The organism is Mesotoga sp. H07pep.5.4 (assembly GCF_003664935.1).
In the GTDB taxonomy this organism is placed as follows: domain Bacteria; phylum Thermotogota; class Thermotogae; order Petrotogales; family Kosmotogaceae; genus Mesotoga; species Mesotoga prima.
The window spans coordinates 36,992-63,474 of sequence record NZ_JFHM01000016.1 but is presented as its reverse complement, the minus strand read 5'-3'; the positions used below and the strand labels follow the sequence as shown (position 1 = coordinate 63,474).

Here is a 26,483-nt window from a genome sequence, read left to right as displayed (position 1 = left end):
AAAGTCAATGCAGTTTCTCGCAAAATTCTTTCGTTTTTCACTCGTTCTTTTGGTCAGATGCAATGCAAGAATTAGGTCTGGTTTTAGCTATAATTTTAGAGAATAGGAGAAATTCCTTATCTTCTTAGTGTTTTGTTCGTAAGAAAACATCATATACGAGAGGTGAGAGAGATGATTGAAGGCAAAGAAGTCGCCTCTGCTGGTCAGCTAAGATATGGAATGGTAGGCGGCGGCGAGGGTTCGTTTATCGGTGACGTTCATAGAAAGGCAATAGCAATCGACGGTCTTGCAAAGCTTGTAGCCGGATGTTTTTCGATTTACTATGACGACACTGTAAGAACGGCCAAAAAGCTTGGAGTTTCTGATGATAGAGTTTACAAAGACTACAAAGAAATGGCGAGAAAAGAATCTGAGCGAGAAGATGGAATTGACTTCGTAAGTATCTGTACTCCAAATGTCACTCACTTCCCAATTGCCAAGGAATTTCTTGAAGCAAATATAAACGTCGTTTGCGAAAAGCCTCTTGCAATCGACGAATCTGAAGCACAGGAACTTGCGGATTTGGCAAAAAAGAAGAATTTGCTTTTTGCCGTTGCATACGCTTATTCCGGTTATGCAATGGTAAAACACGCAAGGGAAATGATACAGAATGGAGCAATAGGTGAAATTCGGGTTGTCATGGGTGAGTACGCTCAGGACTGGCTAGCTACAAGACTGGAAGATACCGGCAACATGCAGGCAGCATGGAGAACGGATCCCTCACAGACCGGAAAATCGAACTGTGTCGGCGATATTGGAAGTCACATTGAAAATACAGTTTCCTACATCACGGGCCTCAAGCTCAAGTCGCTTTGTGCCAGTCTTGACTCGTTCGTCCCGGGCAGAACCCTGGATGATAACGCCGAGATCCTCGTTAGATTCAACAATGGGGCACGGGGTGTCTTCTGGGCTTCCCAGGTCGCTGTTGGTCATGACAATGGCCTTAAAGTCAGAATATTCGGAAGCAAGGGATCAATAGAGTGGGAACAGGAAAATCCAAACTACCTGAAGGTAGCATACGTTGGGGAACCGGTCCAGATTCTCTCAAGGGGTGGTGGATACATGCTGCCCAATGCTGCAAGCGTTTCTAGAATTCCGGCCGGACATCCAGAAGGATATTATGAAGCCTTTGCAAACATCTACCGGAATTTCGCAACAACTCTTATAAAGAAGAAGAGTGGAGAAGACATGTCTGGAGCCGATTTCCCAACAGTCGAAGACGGCTTGGCAGGAGTTAGGTTTATCGGAAAGGCAGTTGAAAGCTCTCAGAAGGGGAGTATCTGGGTAGACATCTAGTCAGGAGGTTATGATATGGGAAATAGACCAGTCACATTGTTTACGGGGCAGTGGGCCGACCTCACTTTTGAGGAAATCTGCAAGAAAGCCAGTTCGTGGGGATATGATGGCCTTGAGATTGCCTGTTGGGGAGATCACATGGATCTCGAAAAGGCCGCTAAAGATCCAAATTATGTCGAAAAAAGGAAGGAGATTCTCGAAAAGTACAATCTGAAATGCTGGGCCCTCGGTGCCCATCTTATGGGGCAGTGTGTGGGAGATCTTTATGACGTAAGGCTTGATGGATTTGCTCCTGCCAGCTGTAAAGGTAATCCCGAAAAGATTCGAGCATGGGGAATAGAGCAGATGATGTACGCTCCTACAGCTGCAAAGAACATGGGCTGTTATACTGTAACAGGCTTCACAGGCTCTCCTGTATGGAAGTTCTGGTACTCGTTCCCCCAAACAACGGAGAAGATGGTTGAGGACGCCTATCGGGAAATCGTTGATCTCTGGACACCTATTTTTGAGAAGTTCGATGCTGAAGGCATTACATTCTCACTTGAAGTTCATCCCACCGAAATCGCCTTTGATTATTACACCGCAAAGAGGCTGTTAGAGGTATTCAATTACAGAAAGACGCTTGGATTCAATTTCGATCCAAGCCATCTCATCTGGCAGGGAGTAAAACCCCACCTCTTCGTAAGAGATTTCGCAGAAAGGATCTATCATGTACACATGAAGGATGCAGCAGTTACATTGGACGGAAGGGCAGGGATACTTGGATCAATGATGACCTTTGGTGACACTAGACGGGGATGGAACTTCAGGTCTCTCGGTCACGGCCACGTAAATTTTGAAGAAATCATCAGAGAGCTAAATAACATCGGTTACAGCGGTCCCCTCTCGGTGGAATGGGAAGACAGTGGAATGGAAAGAGAATTCGGTGCCAAGGAAGCTGCCGAGTTTGTCAGGAAAGTTGATTTCGAGCCTTCAAACATCGCTTTCGACGATGCAATGAAAAGCTGAGGAGTGAACTAATGGGTGAGGTCTTGATAGAGACCAAAGGGATTTCAAAGGAATTCTCAGGGGTTAGGGTTCTCGATAACATAGACATAGGAATAGAGAGGGGCGAGATTTTCGGGATCATAGGTGAAAATGGAGCCGGAAAGTCGACTCTCGTTAAGATCCTCAGCGGAATCTACACACCTACCGAAGGAAAGATCTTCTTCGAGGGCAAGGAAGTGGAGATCAAAGACCCTTTGCACGCGAAAATGATAGGAATCTCTATTATCCCTCAGGAATTCAACTTGATCAATGAGCTCAGTGTCTATGAGAACATCTTCCTAGGAAGTGAGATTACACGCAAGGGGTTCCTCAACACAAGAGAGATGAAGAGGCGAACCATTTCTCTTCTGGAGGAGTTGAAGAAATCAATCGATCCCGAAGAGAAGATTGAGAGGTTGAGCGTGGCCCAGAAGCAAATGGTTGAAATTGCGAAGGCCATAGCTTACGATTCAAAGCTCCTGATAATGGACGAACCGACGACTGTTCTTACTCTCAATGAAATTGAAATCCTCTTTGACCTCATGAGAAGTCTAAAGGAAAGAGGGGTTACCATCATCTACATCTCTCACAAACTGAAAGAAGTCAGAAAAATCTGTGATAGAGTGATGGTTCTAAGAGACGGCCAAATGATCAGTGTAAGTCAGACTGGTGAGGTTGATGAAGAAGAAATGGCAAAGAGAATGGTAGGACGCGAGCTGAGCCAGATCTTTCCAGATAAAGTTTCACCGTCTGACGAAGTTGTATTCGAAGTCGAGAACCTGACAATTAATGGTCTTCTAGAAAACATTTCCTTCGGACTTCGTGAAGGGGAAATTCTTGGCTTTGCCGGTCTAGTGGGTGCGGGAAGAACTGAACTAGCCGAAGCTATAATTGGTATCAGAAAGAGAGATTCAGGCAAGATCAGTATCAAAGGCAAACCGGTGGAAATCAAGTCACCCAACGATGCTGTGAAGAACAAGATTGCTTACCTTTCGGAAGATCGTCAGGGGAGTGGAATATTAACATCCTTCGATTTGATAAAGAATACAACGCTTATTTCGCTTCCGGCTTATTCTAAAATACTCATTAACAGTAAGAAAGAGCGGGAAAAGACGAAGAAGTATGTCGACAAATTCAATATCAGAGCAGCATCTCTCAAGACAAGACTGGAGTTTTTCAGTGGTGGAAACCAGCAGAAAGTCTCCCTCGCAAAATCCCTTGACCCGGAGCCCGAGATTTTCATTTTTGACGAACCCACCAGAGGAATAGATGTGAACGCTAAGAGAGAAATATACAGATTCATGAACGAACTGGTAAATGAGGGTGTGTCTTGTATTCTCATTTCCTCCGAGCTTGAAGAGATAATAGGAATGTGTAACAGAGTCGTCGTGATGAAAGAGGGAAGAATTACGGGAATCCTTGAAGGTGAACATATCAACGAGGAAGAGATCATGCTTCATGCCACGGGACTCAAGGGGGTTGCTTGAATGGCAGGTGAAAATGTAAAGAGACGCTTCGAATATGAAAGATTCGGCCCGTTAATAGCCCTTGCGATACTTTTCGTAGTATCCGCTATTGCCAGCCCGTACTTTCTTCAGACTCAAAACCTTTTGAATATCCTGAGACAGGTTTCCTATACAGGGATCATAGCTCTAGGAATGACTTTTGTGATCATTTCGGGAGGGATCGACCTTTCGGTTGGATCTATGGTCGCTCTTGTTGGTGGAGTTGTGATTCTTGCGCTAAACTGGCTTCTGACCGTATTTGGCGAGGGTGGAGAAGCATGGGCTATACTGTTCGCGCTGATAATTGGTTTGCTTTTTGGTGCAGGATTGGGCGCGTTGAACGGACTGATGGTAACAATTGGAAAGATCGCTCCCTTCATCGCAACACTCGGTACTATGGCCATTTTCAGATCAATGGCGCTGTATATAGGAAGCGCCGGCGTTTTTAGATCTGAAAGCAATCTCTTTCCCGATCTGGGAATGGGTAATGTCCTGGGCATTCCAAATCCTGTAGTTGTATTCATAAGTCTTGCAGTGATTTTTGCCATTATCCTCAATAAGACTCGTTATGGAAGATACCTTTGCGCCGTCGGCTCCAATCCAAAAGTTGCCAAGTATTCTGCCATCAAAGTGAACCTCACAAGGTTCATTTCATACGTTGCAGTAGGTATTACCGTTGGATTCTCCGCCGTCTTTCTCTCTGCGAGATTGAATTCAATGAGTTCCACGAATGGCGGCTTGAACTATGAACTTGATGCCATAGCCGCAGTCATTATCGGTGGAACGCCAATGACAGGTGGAGCGGGTTCGATATTCGGAACTGTTATCGGTGCCATCACACTCGGCATAATAAACAATATGCTTAATATGCTGGGGGTATCGCCATATCTTCAGGGTACAGTCAAAGGTGTGGTAATTATCGGTGCGGTACTAATACAGAGAAAGAGATCTCAATAACCCCAAGGGGGTCAAAGGAAACAGGAGGTGTTTCTTGTGAAAAAGGCATTTGTTCTTACAATCCTCGTAGTGTTCATTCTCTCGGCTTTTGCGATGGCTGCCGAGAAGATCAAGATTGGTGTTGCCATTCCAAGTGCGGACCATGGTTGGACAGGTGGAATCGTATGGTGGGCACAAAGAGCCATAAAGGACTGGAGTGAGAAGGATCCCGACATTGAGTTCTTCCTGGTGACGGCCGACTCACCTGCAAAACAGGTTGGAGACGTTGAAGACCTCATGGTAAAGGGCATCGACGCTCTGGTTATTCTTGCTCACGATTCGGAACCACTCACACCTGTTGTCGAGAAGGCCTATAACAGTGGTGTTTTTATCGTGTCAGTCGACAGAGGTTTGACGAAACCCGTTGAGAATGTCTACGTAGCCGGTGACAACCCGGGCCTTGGAAGAGTATCTGGCGAGTGGCTGGCTGAGGCTCTCAATTACAAAGGCGACATAGTTGTTCTGGAAGGCATCCCTTGCGTTATTAATAGCGAAAGAGTAGACGCATTCAACGAAGTAATGGCGAAGTATCCGGACATAAGAATTCTGGATTCACAGCCAGCTTACTGGGATACTGCACGTGGATTAGAGATCATGGAGAACTACCTTCAAAAGTATCCGAAAATCGACGCTGTTTGGGCACAGGACGATGATGTTCTTGTTGGAGTCCTTCAGGCATACAAGGAATCTGGAAGAAATGACATCAAGCTATTCCTCGGCGGCGCCGGATCTAAACAAATGATAAAGAAGATCATCGACAATGATCCTCTCGTGAAGGCAGACGTTACATATCCTCCATCAATGATAGCTACAGGAATTTCCATGGCGGTATTTGCACTGAGAGGTCAGCCCCTTGAAGGATTCTATCAGCAGCAGATCCCATCAAAAATAATCCTCGCTGCAGAGCTGATTACTGCTGAAAACGCCGAGCTTTACTACGAGCCTGATTCAATATTCTAAATTTTCACCTCACGAATCTAGACGCCCGGAGACCAAGGTCTCCGGGTTTTTTCAACTAAAAGCCTTACTAACTATCCAGAGTAATTAGAAAGGGAGTTTTTCTCCTCCCCATATCTCTTCTAAAAAATCGACTGCATAAACCTTCAGGCTCTTTGAGATGTCATAAGTACTAGACAAAAGAGGGGGCGATTTAATGAAGAGACTTGGAATGATTTTGCTTTTTGTTCTAGCAGTGACTTCAGCGTTTTCAAACGGTGTAGTAATCCCGCAGTTTCCTTTGGAACAGGATTCAGGGGGATTCGTGATGAATACCCACAACGTTCATATAACAGTCGAAGATGGAATTGCGACGGTAATAATTGAGGAGGAATTTGAGAACACATCAACCAGATTGCTGGAAGCTGTTTATCTGTTCCCAATTCCCTCTTCAGCTGTAATAAGTGATTTCACAATGAAGATCGGAGATCAGATTCTGAAGGGTGAAGTACTTCCAGCAGATGAAGCGAGGGAGATATACCAGGAGATAGTGGCGAAAATGAAGGACCCGGCATTGCTGGAGTACGTTGGGACTCAGCTTATCAGGATGAGTATCTATCCCTTTGAACCGGGCGAAAGAAGGCAATTCTTTATTGAATACAGCCAGCCACTGGAAATATCTTCTAATTCATACTCGATGATTTATCCTCTGAAGATCGACAGTTTTCTTTCGGCTCCCATAGGCTCAGTGAGTGTTAGAATTTCGGTTCCTCTTCAGATCGCCGAGGTTTATTCGCCGACCCATCCATTCGTGGAAACAACAGGAGTCAGCGGCAGGGAGTACGTCTTCATAGGAAATGATCTGATTCCCAATTCAGACGTCGCTCTGGTTCTCACTTCATCCGAAGATGAGATACCTTCCTCTCTGGCAACCCATTGGGATGAATCAACAAATGAAGGATATTTTCTCTTAACACTTATCCCTAGAATTAAGGAGGAAATCGTTATCCCCAAAGATGTCGTCTTCGTTCTCGATATTTCCGGTTCGATGTACGGAGAGAAGATTGAACAGGCTAAGCGCGCTTTAGAACAAGTACTTCAGATGCTAAGACCGGGGGACCGCTTTGCACTTGTTACCTTCGATGGAAGAGTGCACAACCTTACTGGAAGTCTTCTCGATGCTTCAGAAAAGGCTGAGTGGATAGAAAAGGTCAGAAGGATTCAGGCAGATGGAATGACAAATATCTACGACGCACTTCAAACAAGCATAGATATGTTCAGCAAATATGATACTGGTAGATTCAAGGCACTTCTGTTCCTGACTGACGGAGAGCCGACAGAAGGAATAACCGATATTGGAAGGATTATTAGCGATGCAACTCCCGAGGCAAGAGCCAGAAATGTTCATCTCTTCTCTTTTGGAGTAGGCACCGGGGTTGTTGCCGAACTGCTGGACCGACTTGTCCAGGAAAATGCCGGAAGAGTAAGTTATATTGTTGAAGGAGAAAGCATTGAAGCAAAAGTCACCGATCTTTACAGATCCATAGAGACACCTGCTCTGGAAAACGTGACTGTTTCCATAGAAAATCTCGATGTAAGGAAGACTCTTCCTGAAGGTCCATACTCTCTCTTTTCAGGGCAAGCTTTGAGGATATCGGGAATCTACTTTGATGAGGGAGATATGAGAGTGACAGTTGAAGGTACCAGAGGCGGTGAAAGGTACAGATATGAGTATCTCTTCAAAACTTCCAAGAGATCTGACAGCCCATTTATCGAGAGAATCTGGGCTCAGAAGAGAATTGCTCATCTTGCAAATCTTTACCGATATGATCCTTCCCTCACTGAAGCAGAGAAAGATGAGTTGAAGCTTGAAATTATCGCTCTCTCAAAAAAGTTCAACATCATAAACGAGTTTACTTCGTACCTGATCGCACCTGAAAGAGTTCAAACATACACGGCAGGAGACAGAGGAGGCCTGGGCGCTGCACCTCCTGCAGATTCGGTCATGGCAGCGAAATCCGTTGCGGAGATGGAGCAGGACCAGTTCGTTGAAGGTGGCTCTTCTGATTACACATTCGTTGATGGAATAGGCTTCACTCTTGAAGACGGGGTTTGGATCCAGGACGATGAAGAGGTAAACACTCTTGAATCGTTAAGTTTGGCTGCATACAGTGAAGCATACTTCGAGCTTGCCAACAGAAGCGAATGGGTGGCGAAAGTCTTTGCACTCGGTGATAGAATAAGGCTCATCTACGAAGGAGTTCTAATCCAAATCTCAGACGAGGGGATACAAACTCTGGATGAGTTGCTCGATGCTTTGGACAAGCAGTAATCTTCGCTGAGAAACCTCTTCGAGACACTTATTATTTGCAAAGGAAAAGGAACGCATGACAATCGCGTTCCTTTTCTTGCTCATCTCGCACTTATCGTGCGTTGAAGAATCATTAGCCAGAGAATCACGAACTTCTGTCAGAAACGGCTTATCAATCTCCAACTATCGGAGCAAACTCAAAATCGATCCAGTTGTCGCCGCCGGAAAGGGTCACTGTCTGGGCATCGTCAAGATCCGGCGTGCCTCCTGAATAGTTGAAATACCCAAGAAGATCTCCAGTGTCAATCGCTCCGTTTTCGTCCATATCCCTCCAAGCGAAGATCTTGACCTGAGAATTGCTTACGTCACTGAAATGGTAGGCACCTGAGTCAGATAGGCTGGTGCTGGCAATATTGGTTCCGGTTGACGGATTTCTCAAGAAGACTTTGAACTCTTGTGGCGAGGCAATCGAATCAAGCGCAGCTTCGGCATCTACGAGTCCCCACCCGTAATCGTCATCTCTCCCAGGAGATCCAAGATCTATGGCGGTGTTGTGCAGTACATTTCTAATGTCATCCGGATCAGTCAATCCGGCTCCCATTAGAAGAGCCACAAGGCCTGTGACATGTGGCGTAGCCATCGATGTTCCCTGCATGTACATGTAGGTGTTGCCCGAGGGAGTCCACCCGGTGCTGTATATTCCGTTTGGATCGGTGCCTGATCTCATATACCCTCCGGGTGCCACAACATCAAGCTCAGACCCATAACATGAGTAAGGAGATTTCTTGATTGTACCTTCGTCTTCCCATATCGCTCCAACGGCAATAGTCTCTGGATAGCGAGCAGGATAGAGGATATTACCGTCTCCATTGTTGCCGGATGCTGCGACCATAACGACTCCATTTCTCGCCGCGTATTTCACAGCATCGTGAACGTCAGGACTGTCTACAGCTCCTCCTAAACTCATGTTAATTATCTTTGCTCCATGATCAACAGCATAGATTAGGCTTTTCATAAGTGCGGCAGCGTCCTTTATTCCTCTTATGGGTATTAGTGTGATTCCCAGTCCTCCCCAGGTAACGCCGGAGACACCCAGTGCGTTATTCGTGAGCGCAGCGATCGTCCCAACAACGTGAGTTCCGTGGCTGTCCTCAGACGCGAGAGGTTCTGAGACATTTGTGTTGTTGTCTATGAAGTTATACCCAGATTCAAAGATTCCGGAGAGATCGGGATGGTTAGTGCTGAATCCCGAGTCAATTACCGCTACTACCACGCTCCTAGATCCAACCGTGTAATCCCAAGCTTGAGGTAAATTCATGACAGGGTAGTTCCATTGAACGGGGTATGAGGGATCGTTTGGCGTGGTACTAAGTGCGTAGAACAGGCTGTTCTTCGACACCCGAACAACTCCCGGGAGTCTTTTCAATTCCTCCTCGCTTGCTGTTGTTCTAACGTGCAGGTACTTTAGTTCACCATAATAGTCCTCTATTCTTTCTATTACATCGACCGACGCGATAGAGGCACTACTGAATGAGGATTCAGCTTCTTTGAATGATTCCACCTTTAGAAGATATTCGTTTTCTATGAATTCAGGTCTGTCATACGTGGTTCTTATCTCAGTATTGGAGAGTATCTCTATCTTATTTAGGTCCGCAGTCTTTATGTTCCCCGTGTACGGAGTAACGGTTCCAAAGATATTCTTTGTCGTGGTCTCAGCATTATAGTATGCAATCACGTTCTTGGGAGAGTTGACATTAACAACTACAGGGTTTGCTTCTCCCATGTTTGCTCCGTTAATAACCCAGTGTGAAAAGGAGTAACCGACTCTTACTGGAGCAGTGAAATTCTTTACGGTTCCAGCTACATACCAACCTGCGCCGTCAATTGTTCCGCCTGCAGGGTTTGTTCCCGTTGTCACCTTGTACTCTACCTTCATCTCTGCGGTATAGGTTATATTTGAGTTCAAGGTAATTGTTCTTGGATTGTTAGTATTGGTATCGCTCCAGCGTAAAAAGGTGAAACGCGTGTCTGTTCCCGTTACTTGACCAGATTTATCTTTCTCTTGAGGGGAAGTAACCGCGACGGATATTGAAGTGCCGCTATTGAGAATCACTGTCTTCGGCGAAGTGTAGTTAGTGCCACCTATGCTGATGTTCAATCCGGTTTCCGGAGATGTAGTTACCGTAAGAGTGTATTGTGTTTCTTGCTCGGCAAAGACTGCCGTGACATGATAGGGTTTATCGACAAACAACTCTAGAGGACGTGCACTTCCAACATCTTGGCCATTTACATACCAATGGCTGAAGTTGTAAGAGCCAGTATCACCGCTGAAGTCGAATAGCCAATCTGTGCCCCCTTCTGTCCAAAAATTCGCAACTCCAGAGACTTCTGATGGTGAGGAATCAACAGTGATGCGATACTCAGTATCCATGTTTGCGGTGTATGTTATATCTGAGTTCACCGTTATGTTTCTGGGGTTCGAGGTGTTTCCATCATTCCAGTCATCGAATACGTATCTCGAATCTATTCCCGAGAGCCATGGGGATATGTCTTTCTCCTGAGGAGTAATCGCGGCGATTTGCTTTGTTGTCCCACTGTTGACAATCATCCCTTTTGGAGAGGTGAATGACACACCGTCTATTTCAATGTCCAGCGACAGGTCTGGCGAAGTAGTGACCGTCAAATTGCAGGGAATCTGATCTGCTATGTAGACTGCAACGATATGCTTCGGAGCGTCAATAATTATGTTCAGAGGATTTGAAGAGCCAGAATTCACTCCATTTACCATCCAATGGCTAAAAGAGAAGCCAGCTCTAACCGGTGCAGTGAAGCTCTTGCTAGTAGTAGAAATACTCCAGCCTGTTCCAGGAACCATTCCCCCTGCTGGATCGGTTGAGGTAGTCACTTTGTATTCAACGAGCATTTCTCCCGTGTAAGTCATGTTTGAGCTGAGCGTTACAGTTCTTGGATTTACCGTACTTGAATCGTTCCACTGGATGAAAGTGAATCGAGTATCTGGTCCTATCACCTGACCAGATTTGTCTTCTTCCTGAGGGGAAGCGATTCCAATATTAGTGGAACTACCCCCAGCTAGAGTGACCGTTTTTGGAGATTCGTAGCTAATACCCCCTATAGTTATGTTCAACCCAGTTTCCGGAGACGTTGTTACTTTCAATGTGAATTTCGTTGGAGTCGGACATCCTGTAAGAATGATCAATACTATTGCCAGTATTGCTAATGAAAACAGCAGTTTGATTTTCATAAATACCTCCTCGTATTGAAGAAAAGAGATTCTTTGATCAAGGTAAATGAGGCTCCAAATAAAGAAGAGTCAGGCAATGTAATAGCTTTGATAAACAATCCTAGCATGAATAATTGAATTAATGTCCATTATTCGAAACAATAAGAAAGGGTGTTTCTCATGAGATGAAAATGTCTCGATGCGTCTTATTGTAACCTCAGCAAGTCGGAAAAGCAGTAATTTCAAATAATCAGGTAATAGTCACCCTCTTTGACTCTCTTGAGAGCTTCTCCTTGTTTTCATACATCTTTTCGTCGGCTACGATCAGCAATTCTCTAATCGTCTTCCCGTCATCAGGAAATACTGCTATACCGACACTGGCAGTCAGTTTCAAGCTTCTTCCCTTGACAGAAAAGGGGTCTTCAAAGGCTTGATGGATTCTCGTTTCCGCTTCTCTAGACCCTTTCTTTCCCGTTGAAGGTAGTACGTACACAAATTCGTCCCCGCCCATCCTTGCAATGAGATCACTTCTACGGCAGACGGTACTAAGGCGCTTGCCAACACTTTTTAAAAGCTCATCACCAACATCATGTCCAAGAGTATCGTTGACTCCTTTGAAATCATTTAGATCGAGATAAAGAAGAGCCATTGCCTCAGACTTTCGTTTCGAAAACTCAACCTGCCTTTCCGCGCAATCAAAGAAGGCTCTGCGATTCGGAAGACCGGTCAGGTGATCCTCCAAAGATAGCTTTTCCATCAGCTTTCTCTGTCTTCTCAGTTCATTTACTGTCTGAATTCTCCATAGAAGAACTGAAATCGCTTTTCCAAAACCAATTGCCGTGTTTACTACCTCTTTGTCATCGAAAGCAGTTGAAGAAGTGAAGCTGTCCAGATTGAAGTACATTCTGATGTCATCATCAATCTTTATTGGGATCGAAAGTGTGCTCTTTATTTCCTCAAGCCTTCCTCCCTTTATAATCTTCTCCAGTCGCTCACCATCCATTTGATAATCAACACTGTAATCCTTTATTATAACCACATCACCACTACCTTTTTGAATAAGTTCATCAGAAGAAAACGAGACCGTCTTCAGTTTCTCAAAGTCATAGTTGTGAGTGGCCACGAAATGATAACGATTATCCTCCTTTTTCAAAAGAAAAGCTGCTGCATCTGCTTTTGGGAAGACCTCAACACATCTCATCAAGAAGTACCTGTAGGTCTTTTCATCGAAATCGCTTTCCAATACTTCCGTGATTAATTCGTTGAGAAGTCTCTGGAACTTGTTCTGTTCAATGAGAGTCGACTCGATCTTTCGCAGGTGAGTGACATCTTTGAAGGTCATGAGAAAGGAATCGGGATCTTCTTTCGTATCCCTTCCAATCACTAGATTGACCTCAGCAACTAACTTGAATTGTCTCGCGGTAATGAGTTCCAGTTCAATCTGAAAGGCATTCTTTCCAGCAAAAAGGGAGGATTTCGCCTTCTCGAATTTCTTCTCGCTATCTTCGGAAAGCAAATCAGATACTTGCTTTTTCATGAGTTCATCGCTACTATATCCAAGCAAACTGCAAGCGGCCCTGTTCGGATGGAGTATTTCTCCTGACAGACCCAGAAGCAGAATGCCGTCCAGTGAATTGTTTACAACGGCCCTGAACTCTGAGATTCTCTTCTTTCGCTCCTTGATGTGATAGAAAGCACTTATCAGGAGCATGGGTAAACCAATAACCAGAAGCACTACCGAAACGAATTCATACACTCTCGTTTCGGTAAGCGCTTCAAGCAAATCGAAATACGTTGAAATCGATAGAAAGATAAGGCCCAGAGGGATCCCTTTGTGGAGCTCGCGATTTCCCAGTAGGTAAGCTGCGACTAGCGAAACACCAATAACAACCATTTCGCTAAGTATGGCGAAAAACTTAACTGGCTGAATGGAGTGCAGGGAAAAGACTACTGCTGAAACAACGACTATCAGAATCGATGTCAGGTATACCTGCAACTTGCTTCTGCTTCCTGGAATGCACAACAGTATTTCACCTCGGCAGAACTAAACGTCATTTAATGATGTCAGACCCTATTCAACGGAAATATTGTAAGCTTTATAATCAACCGCCGACTCTTTCCCTTCCCACGATCTGAAGTATCTGAAGATTATCGTCGAATACCCTTCGTCCACCGCTTGAAATGTCCAGGTAACCTTAGAAGGAGCTCCTACCTTGTCACTTTTATCGACTGAGATCTCTTTGCTTTTTTCAGTAATCCCATCTCCAAGAACTACATACTGCCATGTGTACCCAGTACTAGCATTCTCCTCAAGGGTGACCGTGAAGGTCGTACCAAGCGTCACTTCATTCATGAGAATCTTCAGATCCACCTGACCCTTCCCTTGGCCGGCAACATCCACCGTCAGTGCCCTGAAGTCCACAGAGTGTTTCTCTCCTTCCCACTGCCTGAATAGCTTCAAAGTGATCAAAGCCTTTCCTTCCTTTGCCGCTGTCATTATCCACCCTTTGACAGAAGGGGCGCCCGGCATCATACTGGGCGCATTGTGCTCTTCAAGGAAGTTTCTCAACACACCTGTCGGTTCCGCAAAAATATGCCAAAGATATCCCGTGGAAGGATTCTCTTGAATCTCAAGTATCGCAAGATCATTTACACTCATTGAGTTAGCCGACTCTTTCAATTCAATCGCAAGCCCTAATGTAATTATCAGTGCAATATAAAAGAACGCCGTTAGTGTTTTCTTCATGGTTAACACCTCCTATATTAGAAAAAGCTCTTTCTGCCTTCCATCTAGATAGTCTATCTCATTATCGGTGAAAGCAACCGTTTCTTCCAAGAAACCGTAGACATTCTGTTCGTCCCACAGTGACAGTCGCGTTCTGCAATTTAGCTCCATTGCAAAGCAGGTCATGTTTCTGATCTTAAGATCTCCGGCTCCGCTTATTCTGTCTTGGTTGTTCCATAATCCAATAACTGGCCCCGCACCGTGTCCATGATAACCAACTGGATGTGAGTAAATTGCTGCTTCCAGACCCTTTACCTTCGCGTCTTCAAGAGAAACTCGAAGCAATTCATTTCCAGTAATTCCCTCCCTGAAATTTCGTGCCAGAATATTCTGAACCTCGTTTGTTCTTCTGATGACTTCAGCGAGACCTAGCTTCAAATCGTCATACCCTTCCTTCTTCAGATAGAATACCTGCTGTGTATCAGTTGCGAGGCCGTTGTACATAAAGCCAAAATCGCAATGCAATAGGTCACCTTCCTCAATTAGACCCGTACACCTCGCATCCTCCACGCCCTTTCTCTGAAAATCTACATCTGGGCCAAACCATGTTTTCAGACCAATATCGTATGCCAGCTTTTTTAGCAGGAGCTCGATATCTCTGGTTTTCGTGACTCCCGGTGTAATGTTGTCTCTCGAAAAGGCATTTCTGATTATTACGTGAGCTATTCTGTCGAGATTCCTGTAAACCTCAATCTCCTTCTCACTTCTGGTCTGCAACCAGTTGACTGCAATGTTTTCGGCACTCACCAGAGTAACTTCATCAGAAAGCTTTCTCTTGAGAGACTGGAAAAGTGAAACCGTAATCCCATCGGCGAGTGCAAAGTTGTCCGAATAGTCTACTCCTAGTGTCCTTACTTTCAAATCACTTAACAGCTTTCCTATAGAATCGAAAATATCTCCGTCTTCAACTTTCCATGCGGATTCATAATAGCCGCTCAACTGACTACCATGTGGAGACAATACAAATCTGTTGTTCTTCGTGAACAAGAAGGCCGTTATTCTGCTCGCTCCGTAAAACGAACCGGGAAGCAACGTTCTGATAATAGGATCTTCGTTGTTCTCTCTTCCGATTACCATCCAGGCATCAAACTCCTCTTCCGCAAGAAGCCCCGGCATAATATTCTCAAGCCTGTCGAGAAGGAATTCGTTGTAGCAGGCAATTCTTTCGTCCTCGGAGGGCATTGTGGAAGCTATTTCTCTATACTGATCCGCAAATTCATTCATCTTGGCCCCCACTGTTTTTTCCAACTGGAATGGCAACTTCCGAATCGTTTAAGAGACTCTTCAAATAATCGCTGTTCTCTTTCAGAAAGCTCTCCTCTTCTAAAAGGTGAACACCGGTCTGGCCCTTGCTTCTTATCCTAAGTTTCTTGTGAGCACTCTTCTGTCGACTGATCAGTTTGTACGTAACCCCATCGATTTCAACATATCCTTTGATCTCCAATTTTCCACCTCCTGAGATAATCTAACATTTATAAATAGCAAAACAAAGAACTACACACGCTGCCTTGCTTTGCTTAGCAGAAACGGAGTAGAATTTACTGATCCCAGAAAGAAGGAGTTCAAGTTGCATCTCAGGAGCGAACTGGAGATGATTAGTAAGGATAAGACCTTAATAGAAACTCTTCCACAGAGCTTAACGGGTCTTTCAGTGATCGAAAGGAACACTAAAGGAATGATCTTTGTTGACAATCAAAGAAGTCCGAACCTCATGGTGGTTTGGAATTGTTGTGATACAGCTCTAGTGGGGAGTGAAAGTGGAAAGATTTCAGAAAACCAACTTAGTAGATTTCTTTTCGAGACTTTTCTCCCACTAGCAAAAGAAAGAGACATTCCTTTCATGAATTTCTGTTCTTCTCCCACTGTCTTGGATAAACTTCTAGCTATCCTCAAAACAATGAATCCAAGACTCGTGAAAAGACGCTTCTTTCAAGCAGACTCCATGTTAAGTAATACTGAAAGACACAACTCAATTGAATTTACCGCATTCAGAATTAATGAAGCGTTGCTGAATCGCCACCTGGATAACAGTAACGTTCTTAGAGGCTGGGTATGTTCCTTTTGGAAAGATCTGAATTCATTCGAGAAACTTGGTGGGGGTTACGCATTAATCAAGGGTAAGATAATAATTAGCTGATGCTTGGGTGTATACAGATATGGAGATAGAATCGAAGTGGGCCTAGAAACCATCAAGGAGTTTAGAAATCAAGGTATGGGTCTGGCTGTGTCGAAAATATGCGTCGATGAATTCCTTTCAAGCGGGTTGGTAGTTGACTGGCACTGTGATTCTGAGAATTTCCCTTCTTTGTCGATTGCCACCAACCTTGGATTGAAGGAAAAGATGGATTATGAAGTGTGTAAGATAAGCATTTAGAAGAGGATGAAGATGAGAGAAACGAAAATGATTTGCACCATGTGCGGCAAAGAATATTTAGGAGAACATTTCCGCTGTTCGTGTGGGGAACCACTTGAGTTAATCATGCAAAAGAAAAAGGCTGTAAACATCTCCTGGAAAAAATCAGGAATTCTCGAAAGCTTTTCGGATCTCTTACCTGAACTGAAGGATTTTAACTCTCTTTCATTGGGTGAGGGGCTGACCCCCCTGACGAAGATAGAACATGCTATGACAGACGGTTTAGAACTGTTCATAAAGAACGAGGCAATAAATCCGACATGGTCTTTCAAGGACCGCGGAAGTTATTTGGCCGTTCTCGACGCCATCAACAAGGGCTACAAGCATATCGGCACAGTCTCCACGGGTAACATGGCCGCCTCAGTTGCAGCCTACGGTATGAGGGCGGGACTGAAGACCACAATTCTAGTATCTGATTCAATCCCTGAGGAGAAAATCTCGCCAATCGCCATCTATGGTCCTAGAATACTGAAGGTCAAAGGAGATTATGACCGTCTTTATTTCAGATCACTGGAGCTAGGAAGAAAGAAGAACATCTACTTTGCAAATTCCGACATCCCAATGAGGGTAGAAGGATCGAAAACTATCGCATTCGAGATATTCCTTCAGCTGGAAGGTAGAGTTCCCGATTTTGTGATCGTTCCAACAAGTTCTGGTGGAAATATTAGAGGAATAGAAAAGGGATTTCGCGAACTCAAGGCATGTGGGCTCTCCAGGAGCATCCCCCGATTGATCGTGGCACAGGCTTTGGGATGCTGCCCTATACACCAAGCCTTTTCTTCAAACGACAATCAGATAGAAAAGTTTACCCACGCACACACAATTGCACACGCAATCGAAAATCCCTTCCCCCCAAGCGGAAATGCTGTTCTGAGAATGCTAAAAGAAAATCAGGGAATCACTGTTGCCGTTAATGAAGACGAGATCCTCACAGCTCAGAGACAACTAGCCAAGAGAGGTCTCTTTGGACAACCTGCCAGCGCGGTAGCATTTGCTTCGATTTCAAAGCTGAGAAAAGCGATTGATGTCAAGAGGGCTATTGTTGTTGCAGTTCTAACGGGCTCCGGCTTGAAATACCCTGCAGTTCTTAAAGAGCAACCTTCTGTTGCGGAAGTAACCGATATCGATTCTCTTCAGGACTTGCTTTAGAGTAACCGGTAATACTTCTATGCGGGTTTCCTTGAATGTCAGCTTCATTATTCTTGTCCAAATAAACTGATTTCATCCGATTTCTCGAACCCTTGCATGGGGTAATTCTAAAAGAACCTAATTCTTGTTATCAGTCTTACGATACGAACGCTATACAATAGTATTGCATTATTATTTAGTCTTTTATAGTGCTCATTCAATCAGTTTTATCAGAGATATACATTATGACATTTTGGTGTTGACAGCTTGATTTCTCTTGCCTATAATAGTGTTGTAGATGTTGAGTTTGCATGCAAGGAGGGAAATCAGATGGCAAATAAGGAATACACAGTAGGTATCGACCTTGGAACGACTAATTCCGTTATTTCATGGGTCAAACCAGACGGAAATGTCGAGGTAATTCCTAATGCAGAAGGAAATCGTACAACGCCTTCTATAGTATCGTTCAGCAAGACCGGTGAAATCATTGTGGGTGAGCCCGCTAAGAGACAGTCGATTCTGAATGCGGAGAGGACTGTAAGATCGATAAAGCGAAAGATGGGTTCCGATTTCAAAGTAAAGATAGATGACAAAGAGTACACTCCTCAAGAAATCAGCGCTTATATTTTGAAGAAGTTGAAGGCAGATGGAGAAGCTTACCTTGGTGGAAAAATTACTAAGGCAGTTATTACTTGTCCTGCATATTTCAATGATGCTCAGAGACAGGCCACTAAAGAAGCCGGAATAATTGCTGGTCTTGAGGTCCAGAGAATAATTAACGAGCCTACAGCGGCAGCCGTAGCATACGGAATCGACAAGAAAAAAGGTGACAAAAAAATTATCGTATATGATCTCGGAGGAGGAACTTTTGATGTTTCCGTCCTGGATATTGGTGATGGAGTAGTTGAAGTTCTTTCAACTTCAGGTAACAACCACCTCGGAGGAGATGATTTTGACCAGAGGCTAATAGACTACATAGCTGAGGACTTCAGGAAGAAGAACAACGTCGACCTCAGAAAAGACAAGCAAGCCTTTCAGAGATTGAAGGACGCTGCGGAAAGAGCCAAGATTGAACTTTCTTCAAAGTATGAAACTGAGATTTCCCTGCCTTTCATAACTGCAACGGCTGATGGCCCATTGCACCTCGAAATGAAGATAACAAGGTCCACATTGGAATCCCTAATAAAAGATCTTGTGGAAGGCACCAGGGAACAGATAGAAAGAGCACTGAACGATGCAAAGCTTTCGCCAAAAGAGGTTGATGAAGTGTTACTTGTCGGAGGTTCTACTAGAATTCCAATGGTTCAAAGCTTCATCAAGTCGATCTTCGGCAAAGATCCTAACAAGAACATCAACCCAGACGAAGCGGTAGCAATTGGTGCAGCGCTTCAGAGCGGTATTCTCTCTGGCAGCGTGGAAAGCGATCTGGTGCTCGTAGACGTAACACCTCTCACTTTAGGAGTCGAGGTCATGGGCGGTTTAATGGAGCCGATAATCGAAAGAAACTCCACGGTTCCCGTGAAAAAGTCTAAGGTTTTCACAACCGCGGCAGACGGTCAGACCGAAGTGGAAGTAGCAGTGTTCCAGGGAGAAAGGACCATGGCCAGAGACAACATGTCTCTTGGAAGCTTTAAGCTTACAGGAATTGCACCGGCACCTAGGGGAGTGCCTCAAATAGAAGTGACTTTCGACATCGATAGTGATGGAATTGTACATGTCTCCGCAAAAGATCTCGGAACGAACAGAGAGCAGTCGATGGTTGTTAGTGGAAGACAGAAAATGTCTGAAGAGGATATTAAGAGAATCGTAGAAGAGGCAAAGAAATACGAAGAGCAGGATAAGCAGAAGAAACAGGAAGTAGAGCTAAAGAACCAGGCCGATCAGTTGGCATACAGCATGGAGAAGCTTCTCAACGAAAGTGGAGATAAGATTTCGTCCGAAGACAGAGGCAAACTTGAAGGACTGGTGAAAGATCTGAGGGATGCTTTAAGCGAAGACAATATTCAGAGAATTAAGCTCCTGTTTGATCAGCTCCAGAAAGAGAGTATGAGAGTCGGACAAAGCGTTTATCAGAAGGCACAGGCACAGGCTCCAGCTGATGGTGGCCCACAGGAAGGTGAAAATCATGACAGTGACACTGGTACCGAATACATACCGCCGGAAGACAGCAAGTAACAGAATCTATAGAAACCCAGAAAATGGAGGTGTTAATATGTTGGCAATCAGAAGAGGAAGCGATCTTTTCAGACCCTTTGAAGAGATTCAGAGAGAAATGGACAGACTCTTTAACGACGCCTTCAAAGGGCTGAGCTACCAGTCAAGAGAAACAACCATGTTTAGCCCCGAAGTTGACATCTACGAGAAGGATAACTCTGTCTTCATTGAAATGGACATCCCGGGAATCAAGAAGGATGAACTGGAAATCAAGGTGGAGGATGATGTTCTCTCTATCAAAGGAGAGAAGAAACTTGAGAGAGAGCAGAAGGAAAGAGATTACCACCGCTATGAGAGATATAGCGGAGCATTCCAGAGGATCTTCAGACTTCCGGACTACGTAAAGAGTGATGAAGTCAAAGCCAAATACGAAGATGGTGTCCTTAAGCTCGAGCTCCCCAAGAAAGAAGAAGTCAAGAAGGAAGCAATTCAAGTCAAGATCGACTAAGAAAAGTTTAAACTGAGAGGGCGCTTACGGGCGCCCTTTTTTTGGAGGTGTAATGATGATTAACTACGAAGAATACACCGAGAAAGCTAAGAAGATCCTTATGGATGTACAGGATATTCTAATGCGGTACAAACAGAATCAACTCGCTTCAGAGCATATTCTCCTATCTATGCTGGAGGATGGCGACAATATTGCAATTGACATTTTGAATGAAAAGAGGGTAAGCATCGGTTCTCTCAAAAAGGATGTTGAAGAGGTAATCGGTCGTTATGGGAGCGGAAGTCAGATCGGTAACCAGATATACATCACTCCGGATGCAAGGCACATTCTGGAGAATGCCAGAAGCGAGGCTAGAAGAATGCACGATTCAAAGACAGGGACCGAGCATATTCTTCTTGCCATGGTACGGGAAACCTCTGCAGTGGCCAGCAGATTGCTCTCGAAGTACGGAGTCAATCTCGACAATATATACACTTTGATCCTTAAGGGTCGTACGAAAGGCGATGCAGAGGAAGACGAGAATCTCTCTTCTTTGAAGAAATTCACGATAGATCTCACTCAGCTCGCACGAGAAGGCAAGCTAATGCCCGTTATTGGAAGAGAAGACGAGGTAAGAAGAGTAATTCAGATTATTGGAAGAAAGACCAAGAATAACCCTGCCCTGGTGGGAGAACCAGGCGTTGGCAAAACCGCAATTGTAGAGGGTCTCGCGCAAAGAATTGTGAGCGGTGATGTGCCGGAATATTTGAATAACAAAAGCGTTCTGGCTCTTGACATGGGTAGACTTGTAGCTGGGACTAAGTTCCGAGGGGAATTTGAAGAGAGAATGAAAGGTATAATAGACTCTGTTAGAAAGCTCTCCGGCGAAGTAATTCTCTTCATAGATGAAATTCATAGTGTCGTTGGAGCGGGTTCGGCAGAAGGTTCCATGGACGCCGCTAATCTGCTGAAACCTGCCCTTGCAAGGGGAGAGTTGCAGTGTATTGGAGCTACAACTCTCGATGAATACAGAAAGTATATTGAAAAGGACAGGGCGCTAGAGAGACGGTTTCAACCCGTTATGGTAGAACAACCGACAGTTGAAGAGGCCTACAGAATCCTCGAAGGTCTTAAACCCACTTATGAGAAACACCATGATATAAAGATTGAAGACGATGCACTGAAGACGGCCGTTGATCTGAGTGTCAAATACATAACAGACCGCTATCTTCCTGACAAAGCGATCGATCTCGTTGACGAAGCTGCTTCATTTGTGAGACTGCGAACAGGCTATATGCCCGAAAAACTGAGATCGCTCGATCGCGAGCTCAAGGAGCTTGATGCCGAGATAAGTGCTCATGCAGAAAAAGGCGAGTATCGGACCGCTGCCGAGTTAAAGACCGTGGCAGAGAAAAAGAGAAGGGAATTCCTCCTTGAAAAAGAGAAATGGGAATCGGAAGAGTCTTTTGGAAAGACCGTAACATCAGCAGTTGTGGCCTCAATTGTTGAACAATGGACTGGAATTCCTGCCGGAAAAATGCTTCAGTCTGAACGTGAGAAGCTCCGTGATCTCGAGTCAATTATCCACGAAAAGTTTGTCGATCAGGAAGAGGCAGTCAAAATCGTTTCGCAGACGATCAGAAGAGCAAGAGCCGGTTTAAATGCAGCTCATAAACCCTGGGGCTCTTTTCTGTTCATGGGACCCACAGGGGTGGGTAAGACCGAACTTGCCAAGAGACTCGCATTCATCCTCTTTGGCAGTGAAGAGGCAATGGTAAGAATTGATATGTCTGAATATATGGAGAAGCACACCGTCTCCAGACTTATTGGAGCGCCTCCCGGATATGTGGGTTACGAAGAAGGCGGTCAGTTAACAGAAGCAGTCAGGAGAAGACCTTATTCAGTTGTTCTTCTTGATGAGATAGAGAAGGCTCACAGAGAGGTGCACAGTGTTTTGCTTCAGATCATGGATGACGGACGTCTTACTGATGGAAAAGGAAAGACAGTTTCTTTCTCAAACACAATAATTATAATGACCAGTAATATTGCATCTGAAGAGCTGGCGAGTACCTCGGAACTGAGCCGAGCAATGGATCTTGCTGAAGAAAGCCTGCGGAAAGCCTTCAGGCCAGAGTTCATTAACAGGCTTGATTCCATTGTACTTTTCAGACCTTTAGATAGCGAAGCAATGGAGGAAATTGTTAAGATGAGAATAGCGGAAATGGAAAAAAGACTATCTGATCAGCACATTTCCGTTGAGATCAGCCAGAAAGCGGTCGAGTATCTTGCTAAAGAGGGTTACGACAGAGAATATGGTGCTAGACCGGTTAGGAGATTAATTGAGAAGTTGGTGGAAGGGCCTATAGCAGATTTGATCATCGATGGAGCCCTGGGAGAAGGAATGAAAGTTATTATTGACTCAGACGCGTCCGGAATCTTGGTGAAGGCACAAGAGGGTTAGTAGAGTACCTTTTCTTGGCCTAATGGTACAGAAGTAATGATATCATTTTTCTAGGAGGTGCTTAATGGACAAGATCTTCTTCACTTATAAGATTCCCGACGAAGGTTTGCTTCTTCTTAAAGGATACGACATCATGATCAACACTGAGGATAGGTTCCTCTCAAAAGAAGAGATTATTCAGAAAGCCAAGGATGCGGTAGCACTGGTAACACTGTTATCGGATAAGATTGATGCAGAGCTTATCAAATCACTTCCGAAATTAAAGGTGATTGCAAATTACGCGGTCGGCTATAACAACATCGACGTTGAAGAAGCCAGAAAAAGAGGTGTAAGAGTTACCAATACTCCCGACGTTCTAACAGACGCCACGGCGGACTTAACGTTAGCTTTGATTCTCGCTACAAGCAGAAGAATCGTTGAGGGCGACAGATTAGTTAGAGAGCATAGGTTTGCCGGATGGAAGCCAGACCTGTTAACAGGTCCCTCTCTCAAAGAGAAGAATTTGGGCATTATCGGCCTTGGAAGAATAGGGAGGGCCGTTGCAAAAAGAGCTCAAGCGTTTGGGATGAAAGTAATTTATCACAACAGGAAACCTCTTCTAACTGAAGAAGAAGAGAAACTTGGCGTGAAGCACAGGAGCCTCGAGGAACTGCTTAAAGAATCTGATTTTGTGTCTATTCACGTCCCCCTTACAAGAGAGACACATCATTTGCTTAATGAGAAGCGACTTTCTATGATGAAACCCGGTGCGATTCTGGTGAACACTGCCAGGGGATCCATCGTCGATGAAGCAGCACTGATAAAGGCTCTTAAGAATGGTAGATTAGCTGCCGCCGGTCTTGATGTCTATGAAGAAGAACCAATTGTACCACAGTCTTTGATAGATATGGATAACGTGGTCCTTCTTCCACACGTAGGGTCTGCAACAAAAGAAGCAAGGACAGAAATGGCAATCATGGTGGGGCGCAACGTGGCCGCAGTTCTAGAAGGAAAGGAACCTCCCAATGCTGTGGTCTGATTATCTCGTTTCAAAATACCATATCGGTCCATAATATCTATTTCCATTTTTGTCAATGGCAACTATTTGCCAGTAATAAACAGTATCATTTGAAAGTCTATCGACGAAGTAACTATTCGATCCAGTAGATGCATAAAGCTTTGGCGTCGAAGATGTTCCCAGATAAAGATTGTAGCTGGCTATTTCGATGAGAGGGGAAGATTCTAGGCCGACCCTGGCTCCTGAATCTCTGTTTGAAACCCATATGTCCAAGTTGCTCAATATGATAGAGTTGTTTCTGACAACGACGTCCCAGCTAAGCATCACACTACCGCCATAAACAAGCGTCCCATCTTGAAGATGACTGGCGAAGATCACCTGTGGTTCCTGGTAAAGGGTACCTGCGGCGGCAACAATGAATATAGTGAAAAGAACGGCGAAAAAGACTCTTTCCATTGTCAGCACCTCCAATCCATTTGACTGTGGAAACAGTAACTAAGTTTACTATCAAAAAAAGGAGAGTGAGATCATGAAGGTAAAGAGCGTTGGAGAAGTCTACAGATGTGAGATATGTGGAAACATAGTTGAAGTGAAAGAAGTTGGTGGAGGAGAACTGGTCTGCTGTGGAGAGCCGATGAAGCTTGTGCAGAAATAAAAGAAGCCCCGATTTTGGGGCTTCTTTTTTAGAAATACATGTCGAAACCCAAAAGGACGGGAAGTGGCCAGAAAAAGAGAGAGAAGTTGAACCTGTCCGTCATTTTGGTTACATCTACGAAGCTGATCTCAGGAGAGAGTCTTGTTTTGAAATTATCGGTTGTTTCGAAGAAAGAGTACATAGCTTGTCCTCTCAGTCCGAGCGCAAACATGAATCTTCTTCCAAACAAGTTAAAAGAAAGATTCTCGATTCCCGTCAGCAATCGTGTATCAATCCCTGCTTCTAGTCCGGAAACCTCACCAAATGCACCCGAATATGAGACCGAAGGGCCAGTATAAAGCGTGGTAGGAGTGAAACTCAAACTACCGGTTTTGGAAGGCCAAAGACTTGAAAGCCCAGTCTGTAGTATCCATTCACCGAGAATATTCCAAGAAGAAAAGGGAAATAAACAACCGAACCGCCGATATTGTTCGCGTTGAAATAGCTTCCAAAAGACGCCGTAGAGATTAAGAGAAATGTTATAACATTACTAGTATCTTCCGCTTCATAAGTAACCTCCCGCTTTAGTTACGTAGCTCAATTATACATTTTCACTATAAAATAAAAAAAGACTTTTCGGTAGATTTAATCGCGATGAATCGGGGCATTTTGAATGATTGGTATCACCGGGAGTAAACTAGATCTCTCGAAAAAAATCACACTAGGCGATTCCGAGCGTCTTGATTTTGAATTCCTGTGTAGTTACGATCTGTTTTGAGGACATACCTTACACAAAAGGAATTTCTCCTTCAAGAAAAGGATACAGAAATAGTCGATCATTGTACCATATACCTTTTGGAGGTTAATCGATGGACGAAGTTGTTCTTTCCAGGCAAGAGATATTTTCTTCCTTTGAGGAAGCTGTAAGAAACAAGGGCTCCGTTCTGGGCAATGGCATTCTTCGAGTAGATTCCTTTCTTAACCATCAGATTGATCCACAACTAATGAAAAATGCTGGTGAACTAATCGCTGACTACTTCAGAACTTATGGAGTAACAAAAGTCTTGACTGCAGAGAGTTCTGGGATTGCTCCCGCATTGATGGCAGCTAGCAGCCTTGGTGCACAGCTCGTTTTTGCTCGTAAGAGTAGACCAATAACAATGCAAAGGTATCTGAGTGAATCCGCTCCTTCGCACACAAAAGGAGGGATAGTGGAACTCAACGTTTCCCTGGACTATATTGATGAGAAGGACAGAGTCATTATCGTGGATGACTTTCTGGCAAGCGGTAAGACCATAGAGGCCCTGGCCCGGCTTGTATTGAAAACGGGAGCATCGCTTCACGGCTTTGCGGCAATCATTGAAAAAACCTTCGAAGAAGGTCGAACTTTGCTGGCGAAGTTTGGCGTTCCTGTCCTGGGGATTGTAAGAATCTCTTCACTCGACCCGCTCTCATTTGTGAAAAATGGAGTCTAGAAAACTGCGCAGAACTGCACTCCCAGATTCACAAAAGACAGGAAGAAGCGATCGTTATCAAAGGAGTTCGTTACGGACCAATATCTTGTGCCCGCTCTAACATAGTAGAATGGCCCTTCAAAGTGAAGTCCAGCGAACATATCTATGAATCCGTTCCCTTTTCCCAGTCCAGTAGAGACATCTAATCCAATGAAGACCTTATCGTTCATCTGCAGCCTCAAATCTGCAGCAGGGCCAAAGGACAAATCAGAAACCTTGCGGTCAAATGTTTTCGAGCCAGTGAGCGTCAGTTGTTTGAACCACAACCTACCTTGAACACCCAGTTGAAGAGAGAAGCGATCAAGCTCAGGAAGTATATACATATAAGTGAGCAAAAGTACATCATGCTTAAACATTGATTCGTATGAAGCCAAAGGATCAGTGTCCGTCGCCTCGAATGTACTTTTAACGGTGAAGTGAAAAAAACTCAACTCTATCAGATGTTCACCGCTGATCTCATACCCCACAGTTGGTAAGAAATAAGCGCGGAAGTCGTTTTTCATCAGGAGCTGGGTTCTCTCAGAATCACTGACTTCAAGGAACCCACTCCACGGCATTGA

At 44.5% G+C, this 26,483-nt stretch carries 21 protein-coding genes and 1 pseudogene; 14 read left to right on the top strand and 8 right to left on the bottom strand.

The window, feature by feature from the left end:
- Window positions 1-171 precede the first annotated feature (171 nt).
- The 6 genes from Y696_RS09815 to Y696_RS09790 all read left to right on the top strand — a co-directional run bounded on the left by Y696_RS09815 (window position 172) and on the right by Y696_RS09790 (window position 8,130).
- Complete coding sequence (locus tag Y696_RS09815; RefSeq protein ID WP_121510381.1) at window positions 172-1,335, top strand: Gfo/Idh/MocA family protein; 1,164 nt, start codon at window positions 172-174, stop codon at window positions 1,333-1,335.
- A gap of 15 nt (window positions 1,336-1,350) precedes the next feature.
- Window positions 1,351-2,343: a sugar phosphate isomerase/epimerase gene (locus Y696_RS09810; RefSeq protein WP_014731501.1), complete on the top strand. Its 993-nt coding sequence runs from the start codon at window positions 1,351-1,353 to the stop codon at window positions 2,341-2,343.
- A gap of 11 nt (window positions 2,344-2,354) precedes the next feature.
- Window positions 2,355-3,848 (top strand): sugar ABC transporter ATP-binding protein, encoded by a 1,494-nt coding sequence (locus Y696_RS09805; RefSeq protein WP_121510380.1) that lies wholly within the window; start codon window positions 2,355-2,357, stop codon window positions 3,846-3,848.
- Window positions 3,849-4,823: an ABC transporter permease gene (locus tag Y696_RS09800; protein ID WP_121510379.1), complete on the top strand. Its 975-nt coding sequence runs from the start codon at window positions 3,849-3,851 to the stop codon at window positions 4,821-4,823. It begins immediately after the preceding gene.
- A 36-nt stretch (window positions 4,824-4,859) separates the two neighbouring features.
- A complete protein-coding gene (locus Y696_RS09795; RefSeq protein ID WP_014731498.1) occupies window positions 4,860-5,822 on the top strand; it encodes an ABC transporter substrate-binding protein in 963 nt (320 codons plus the stop codon).
- 193 nt (window positions 5,823-6,015) lie between these two features.
- Window positions 6,016-8,130 (top strand): VIT domain-containing protein, encoded by a 2,115-nt coding sequence (locus Y696_RS09790; RefSeq protein WP_121510378.1) that lies wholly within the window; start codon window positions 6,016-6,018, stop codon window positions 8,128-8,130.
- 151 nt (window positions 8,131-8,281) lie between these two features.
- On the opposite strand, the gene Y696_RS09785 is transcribed toward Y696_RS09790, so the two are convergent.
- The 5 genes from Y696_RS09785 to Y696_RS09765 all read right to left on the bottom strand — a co-directional run bounded on the left by Y696_RS09785 (window position 8,282) and on the right by Y696_RS09765 (window position 15,579).
- Window positions 8,282-11,371, bottom strand: a complete 3,090-nt coding sequence (locus Y696_RS09785) for a S8 family peptidase (RefSeq protein WP_121510377.1) — start codon at window positions 11,369-11,371, stop codon at window positions 8,282-8,284.
- Window positions 11,372-11,600: 229 nt separating this feature from the next.
- Complete coding sequence (locus tag Y696_RS09780; protein WP_121510376.1) at window positions 11,601-13,373, bottom strand: diguanylate cyclase domain-containing protein; 1,773 nt, start codon at window positions 13,371-13,373, stop codon at window positions 11,601-11,603.
- 48 nt (window positions 13,374-13,421) lie between these two features.
- On the bottom strand, window positions 13,422-14,096 hold the full coding sequence (locus Y696_RS09775) for a protease inhibitor I42 family protein (protein WP_006487912.1): 675 nt from the start codon (window positions 14,094-14,096) through the stop codon (window positions 13,422-13,424).
- Window positions 14,097-14,108: 12 nt separating this feature from the next.
- Window positions 14,109-15,359 carry a M24 family metallopeptidase gene (locus tag Y696_RS09770; RefSeq protein ID WP_039882293.1) on the bottom strand — a complete coding sequence of 417 codons (1,251 nt, stop codon included), beginning with the start codon at window positions 15,357-15,359 and terminating at the stop codon, window positions 14,109-14,111.
- Window positions 15,352-15,579 carry a hypothetical protein gene (locus Y696_RS09765; RefSeq protein WP_006487914.1) on the bottom strand — a complete coding sequence of 76 codons (228 nt, stop codon included), beginning with the start codon at window positions 15,577-15,579 and terminating at the stop codon, window positions 15,352-15,354. Before Y696_RS09765 ends, Y696_RS09770 begins: the two co-directional genes overlap by 8 nt.
- 147 nt (window positions 15,580-15,726) lie before the next feature.
- Here Y696_RS09765 and Y696_RS09760 point away from each other — a divergent pair.
- The 6 genes and pseudogenes from Y696_RS09760 to Y696_RS09730 all read left to right on the top strand — a co-directional run bounded on the left by Y696_RS09760 (window position 15,727) and on the right by Y696_RS09730 (window position 23,796).
- Window positions 15,727-16,509 (top strand): annotated as a pseudogene (locus tag Y696_RS09760) (GNAT family N-acetyltransferase).
- 12 nt (window positions 16,510-16,521) lie between these two features.
- The gene (locus Y696_RS09750) at window positions 16,522-17,697 is read left to right on the top strand and encodes a threonine synthase (RefSeq protein ID WP_039882296.1); all 1,176 of its coding nucleotides are present in this window, start codon (window positions 16,522-16,524) and stop codon (window positions 17,695-17,697) included.
- 309 nt (window positions 17,698-18,006) lie between these two features.
- Complete coding sequence (gene dnaK, locus Y696_RS09745; protein ID WP_121510418.1) at window positions 18,007-19,851, top strand: molecular chaperone DnaK; 1,845 nt, start codon at window positions 18,007-18,009, stop codon at window positions 19,849-19,851.
- Between the two features lie 37 nt (window positions 19,852-19,888).
- Complete coding sequence (locus Y696_RS09740) at window positions 19,889-20,338, top strand: Hsp20/alpha crystallin family protein (protein WP_121510375.1); 450 nt, start codon at window positions 19,889-19,891, stop codon at window positions 20,336-20,338.
- Between the two features lie 55 nt (window positions 20,339-20,393).
- Window positions 20,394-22,778: an ATP-dependent Clp protease ATP-binding subunit gene (locus tag Y696_RS09735; protein ID WP_006487924.1), complete on the top strand. Its 2,385-nt coding sequence runs from the start codon at window positions 20,394-20,396 to the stop codon at window positions 22,776-22,778.
- Window positions 22,779-22,842: 64 nt separating this feature from the next.
- Window positions 22,843-23,796: a D-glycerate dehydrogenase gene (locus tag Y696_RS09730; RefSeq protein WP_006487926.1), complete on the top strand. Its 954-nt coding sequence runs from the start codon at window positions 22,843-22,845 to the stop codon at window positions 23,794-23,796.
- Here the strand turns inward: Y696_RS09730 and Y696_RS09725 are convergent, their stop codons facing one another.
- On the bottom strand, window positions 23,797-24,231 hold the full coding sequence (locus Y696_RS09725) for a hypothetical protein (protein ID WP_014731480.1): 435 nt from the start codon (window positions 24,229-24,231) through the stop codon (window positions 23,797-23,799).
- A 73-nt stretch (window positions 24,232-24,304) separates the two neighbouring features.
- On the opposite strand from Y696_RS09725, the gene Y696_RS09720 reads away from it, so the two are divergent.
- Window positions 24,305-24,430 (top strand): desulfoferrodoxin FeS4 iron-binding domain-containing protein, encoded by a 126-nt coding sequence (locus Y696_RS09720; protein ID WP_121510374.1) that lies wholly within the window; start codon window positions 24,305-24,307, stop codon window positions 24,428-24,430.
- A 28-nt stretch (window positions 24,431-24,458) separates the two neighbouring features.
- Here Y696_RS09720 and Y696_RS14075 read toward each other — a convergent pair whose 3' ends face one another.
- The gene (locus Y696_RS14075; protein ID WP_183084208.1) at window positions 24,459-24,611 is read right to left on the bottom strand and encodes a hypothetical protein; all 153 of its coding nucleotides are present in this window, start codon (window positions 24,609-24,611) and stop codon (window positions 24,459-24,461) included.
- A 667-nt stretch (window positions 24,612-25,278) separates the two neighbouring features.
- Here Y696_RS14075 and Y696_RS09710 point away from each other — a divergent pair.
- Window positions 25,279-25,884 carry a xanthine phosphoribosyltransferase gene (locus Y696_RS09710; protein ID WP_006487935.1) on the top strand — a complete coding sequence of 202 codons (606 nt, stop codon included), beginning with the start codon at window positions 25,279-25,281 and terminating at the stop codon, window positions 25,882-25,884.
- Here the strand turns inward: Y696_RS09710 and Y696_RS09705 are convergent.
- On the bottom strand, window positions 25,881-26,480 hold the full coding sequence (locus Y696_RS09705) for a hypothetical protein (RefSeq protein ID WP_259459914.1): 600 nt from the start codon (window positions 26,478-26,480) through the stop codon (window positions 25,881-25,883). The genes Y696_RS09710 and Y696_RS09705 overlap by 4 nt on opposite strands.
- Window positions 26,481-26,483: the final 3 nt, after the last annotated feature.

Excerpts from the sequence above, each read along its gene's own strand:
- Y696_RS09710 (WP_006487935.1), top strand. The coding sequence starts at position 25,279 with ATGGACGAAGTTGTTCTTTCCAGGCAAGAGATATTTTCTTCCTTTGAG.
- Y696_RS09730 (WP_006487926.1), top strand. The coding sequence starts at position 22,843 with ATGGACAAGATCTTCTTCACTTATAAGATTCCCGACGAAGGTTTGCTT.
- dnaK (WP_121510418.1), top strand. The coding sequence starts at position 18,007 with ATGGCAAATAAGGAATACACAGTAGGTATCGACCTTGGAACGACTAAT.
- Y696_RS09810 (WP_014731501.1), top strand. The coding sequence starts at position 1,351 with ATGGGAAATAGACCAGTCACATTGTTTACGGGGCAGTGGGCCGACCTC.
- Y696_RS09785 (WP_121510377.1), bottom strand. The coding sequence starts at position 11,371 with ATGAAAATCAAACTGCTGTTTTCATTAGCAATACTGGCAATAGTATTG.
- Y696_RS09725 (WP_014731480.1), bottom strand. The coding sequence starts at position 24,231 with ATGGAAAGAGTCTTTTTCGCCGTTCTTTTCACTATATTCATTGTTGCC.
- Y696_RS09800 (WP_121510379.1), top strand. The coding sequence starts at position 3,849 with ATGGCAGGTGAAAATGTAAAGAGACGCTTCGAATATGAAAGATTCGGC.
- Y696_RS09775 (WP_006487912.1), bottom strand. The coding sequence starts at position 14,096 with ATGAAGAAAACACTAACGGCGTTCTTTTATATTGCACTGATAATTACA.
- Y696_RS09790 (WP_121510378.1), top strand. The coding sequence starts at position 6,016 with ATGAAGAGACTTGGAATGATTTTGCTTTTTGTTCTAGCAGTGACTTCA.
- Y696_RS09705 (WP_259459914.1), bottom strand. The coding sequence starts at position 26,480 with ATGCCGTGGAGTGGGTTCCTTGAAGTCAGTGATTCTGAGAGAACCCAG.
- Y696_RS09805 (WP_121510380.1), top strand. The coding sequence starts at position 2,355 with ATGGGTGAGGTCTTGATAGAGACCAAAGGGATTTCAAAGGAATTCTCA.
- Y696_RS09770 (WP_039882293.1), bottom strand. The coding sequence starts at position 15,359 with ATGAATGAATTTGCGGATCAGTATAGAGAAATAGCTTCCACAATGCCC.
- Y696_RS09735 (WP_006487924.1), top strand. The coding sequence starts at position 20,394 with ATGATTAACTACGAAGAATACACCGAGAAAGCTAAGAAGATCCTTATG.
- Y696_RS09815 (WP_121510381.1), top strand. The coding sequence starts at position 172 with ATGATTGAAGGCAAAGAAGTCGCCTCTGCTGGTCAGCTAAGATATGGA.
- Y696_RS09750 (WP_039882296.1), top strand. The coding sequence starts at position 16,522 with ATGAGAGAAACGAAAATGATTTGCACCATGTGCGGCAAAGAATATTTA.
- Y696_RS09740 (WP_121510375.1), top strand. The coding sequence starts at position 19,889 with ATGTTGGCAATCAGAAGAGGAAGCGATCTTTTCAGACCCTTTGAAGAG.
- Y696_RS09720 (WP_121510374.1), top strand. The coding sequence starts at position 24,305 with ATGAAGGTAAAGAGCGTTGGAGAAGTCTACAGATGTGAGATATGTGGA.
- Y696_RS14075 (WP_183084208.1), bottom strand. The coding sequence starts at position 24,611 with ATGTACTCTTTCTTCGAAACAACCGATAATTTCAAAACAAGACTCTCT.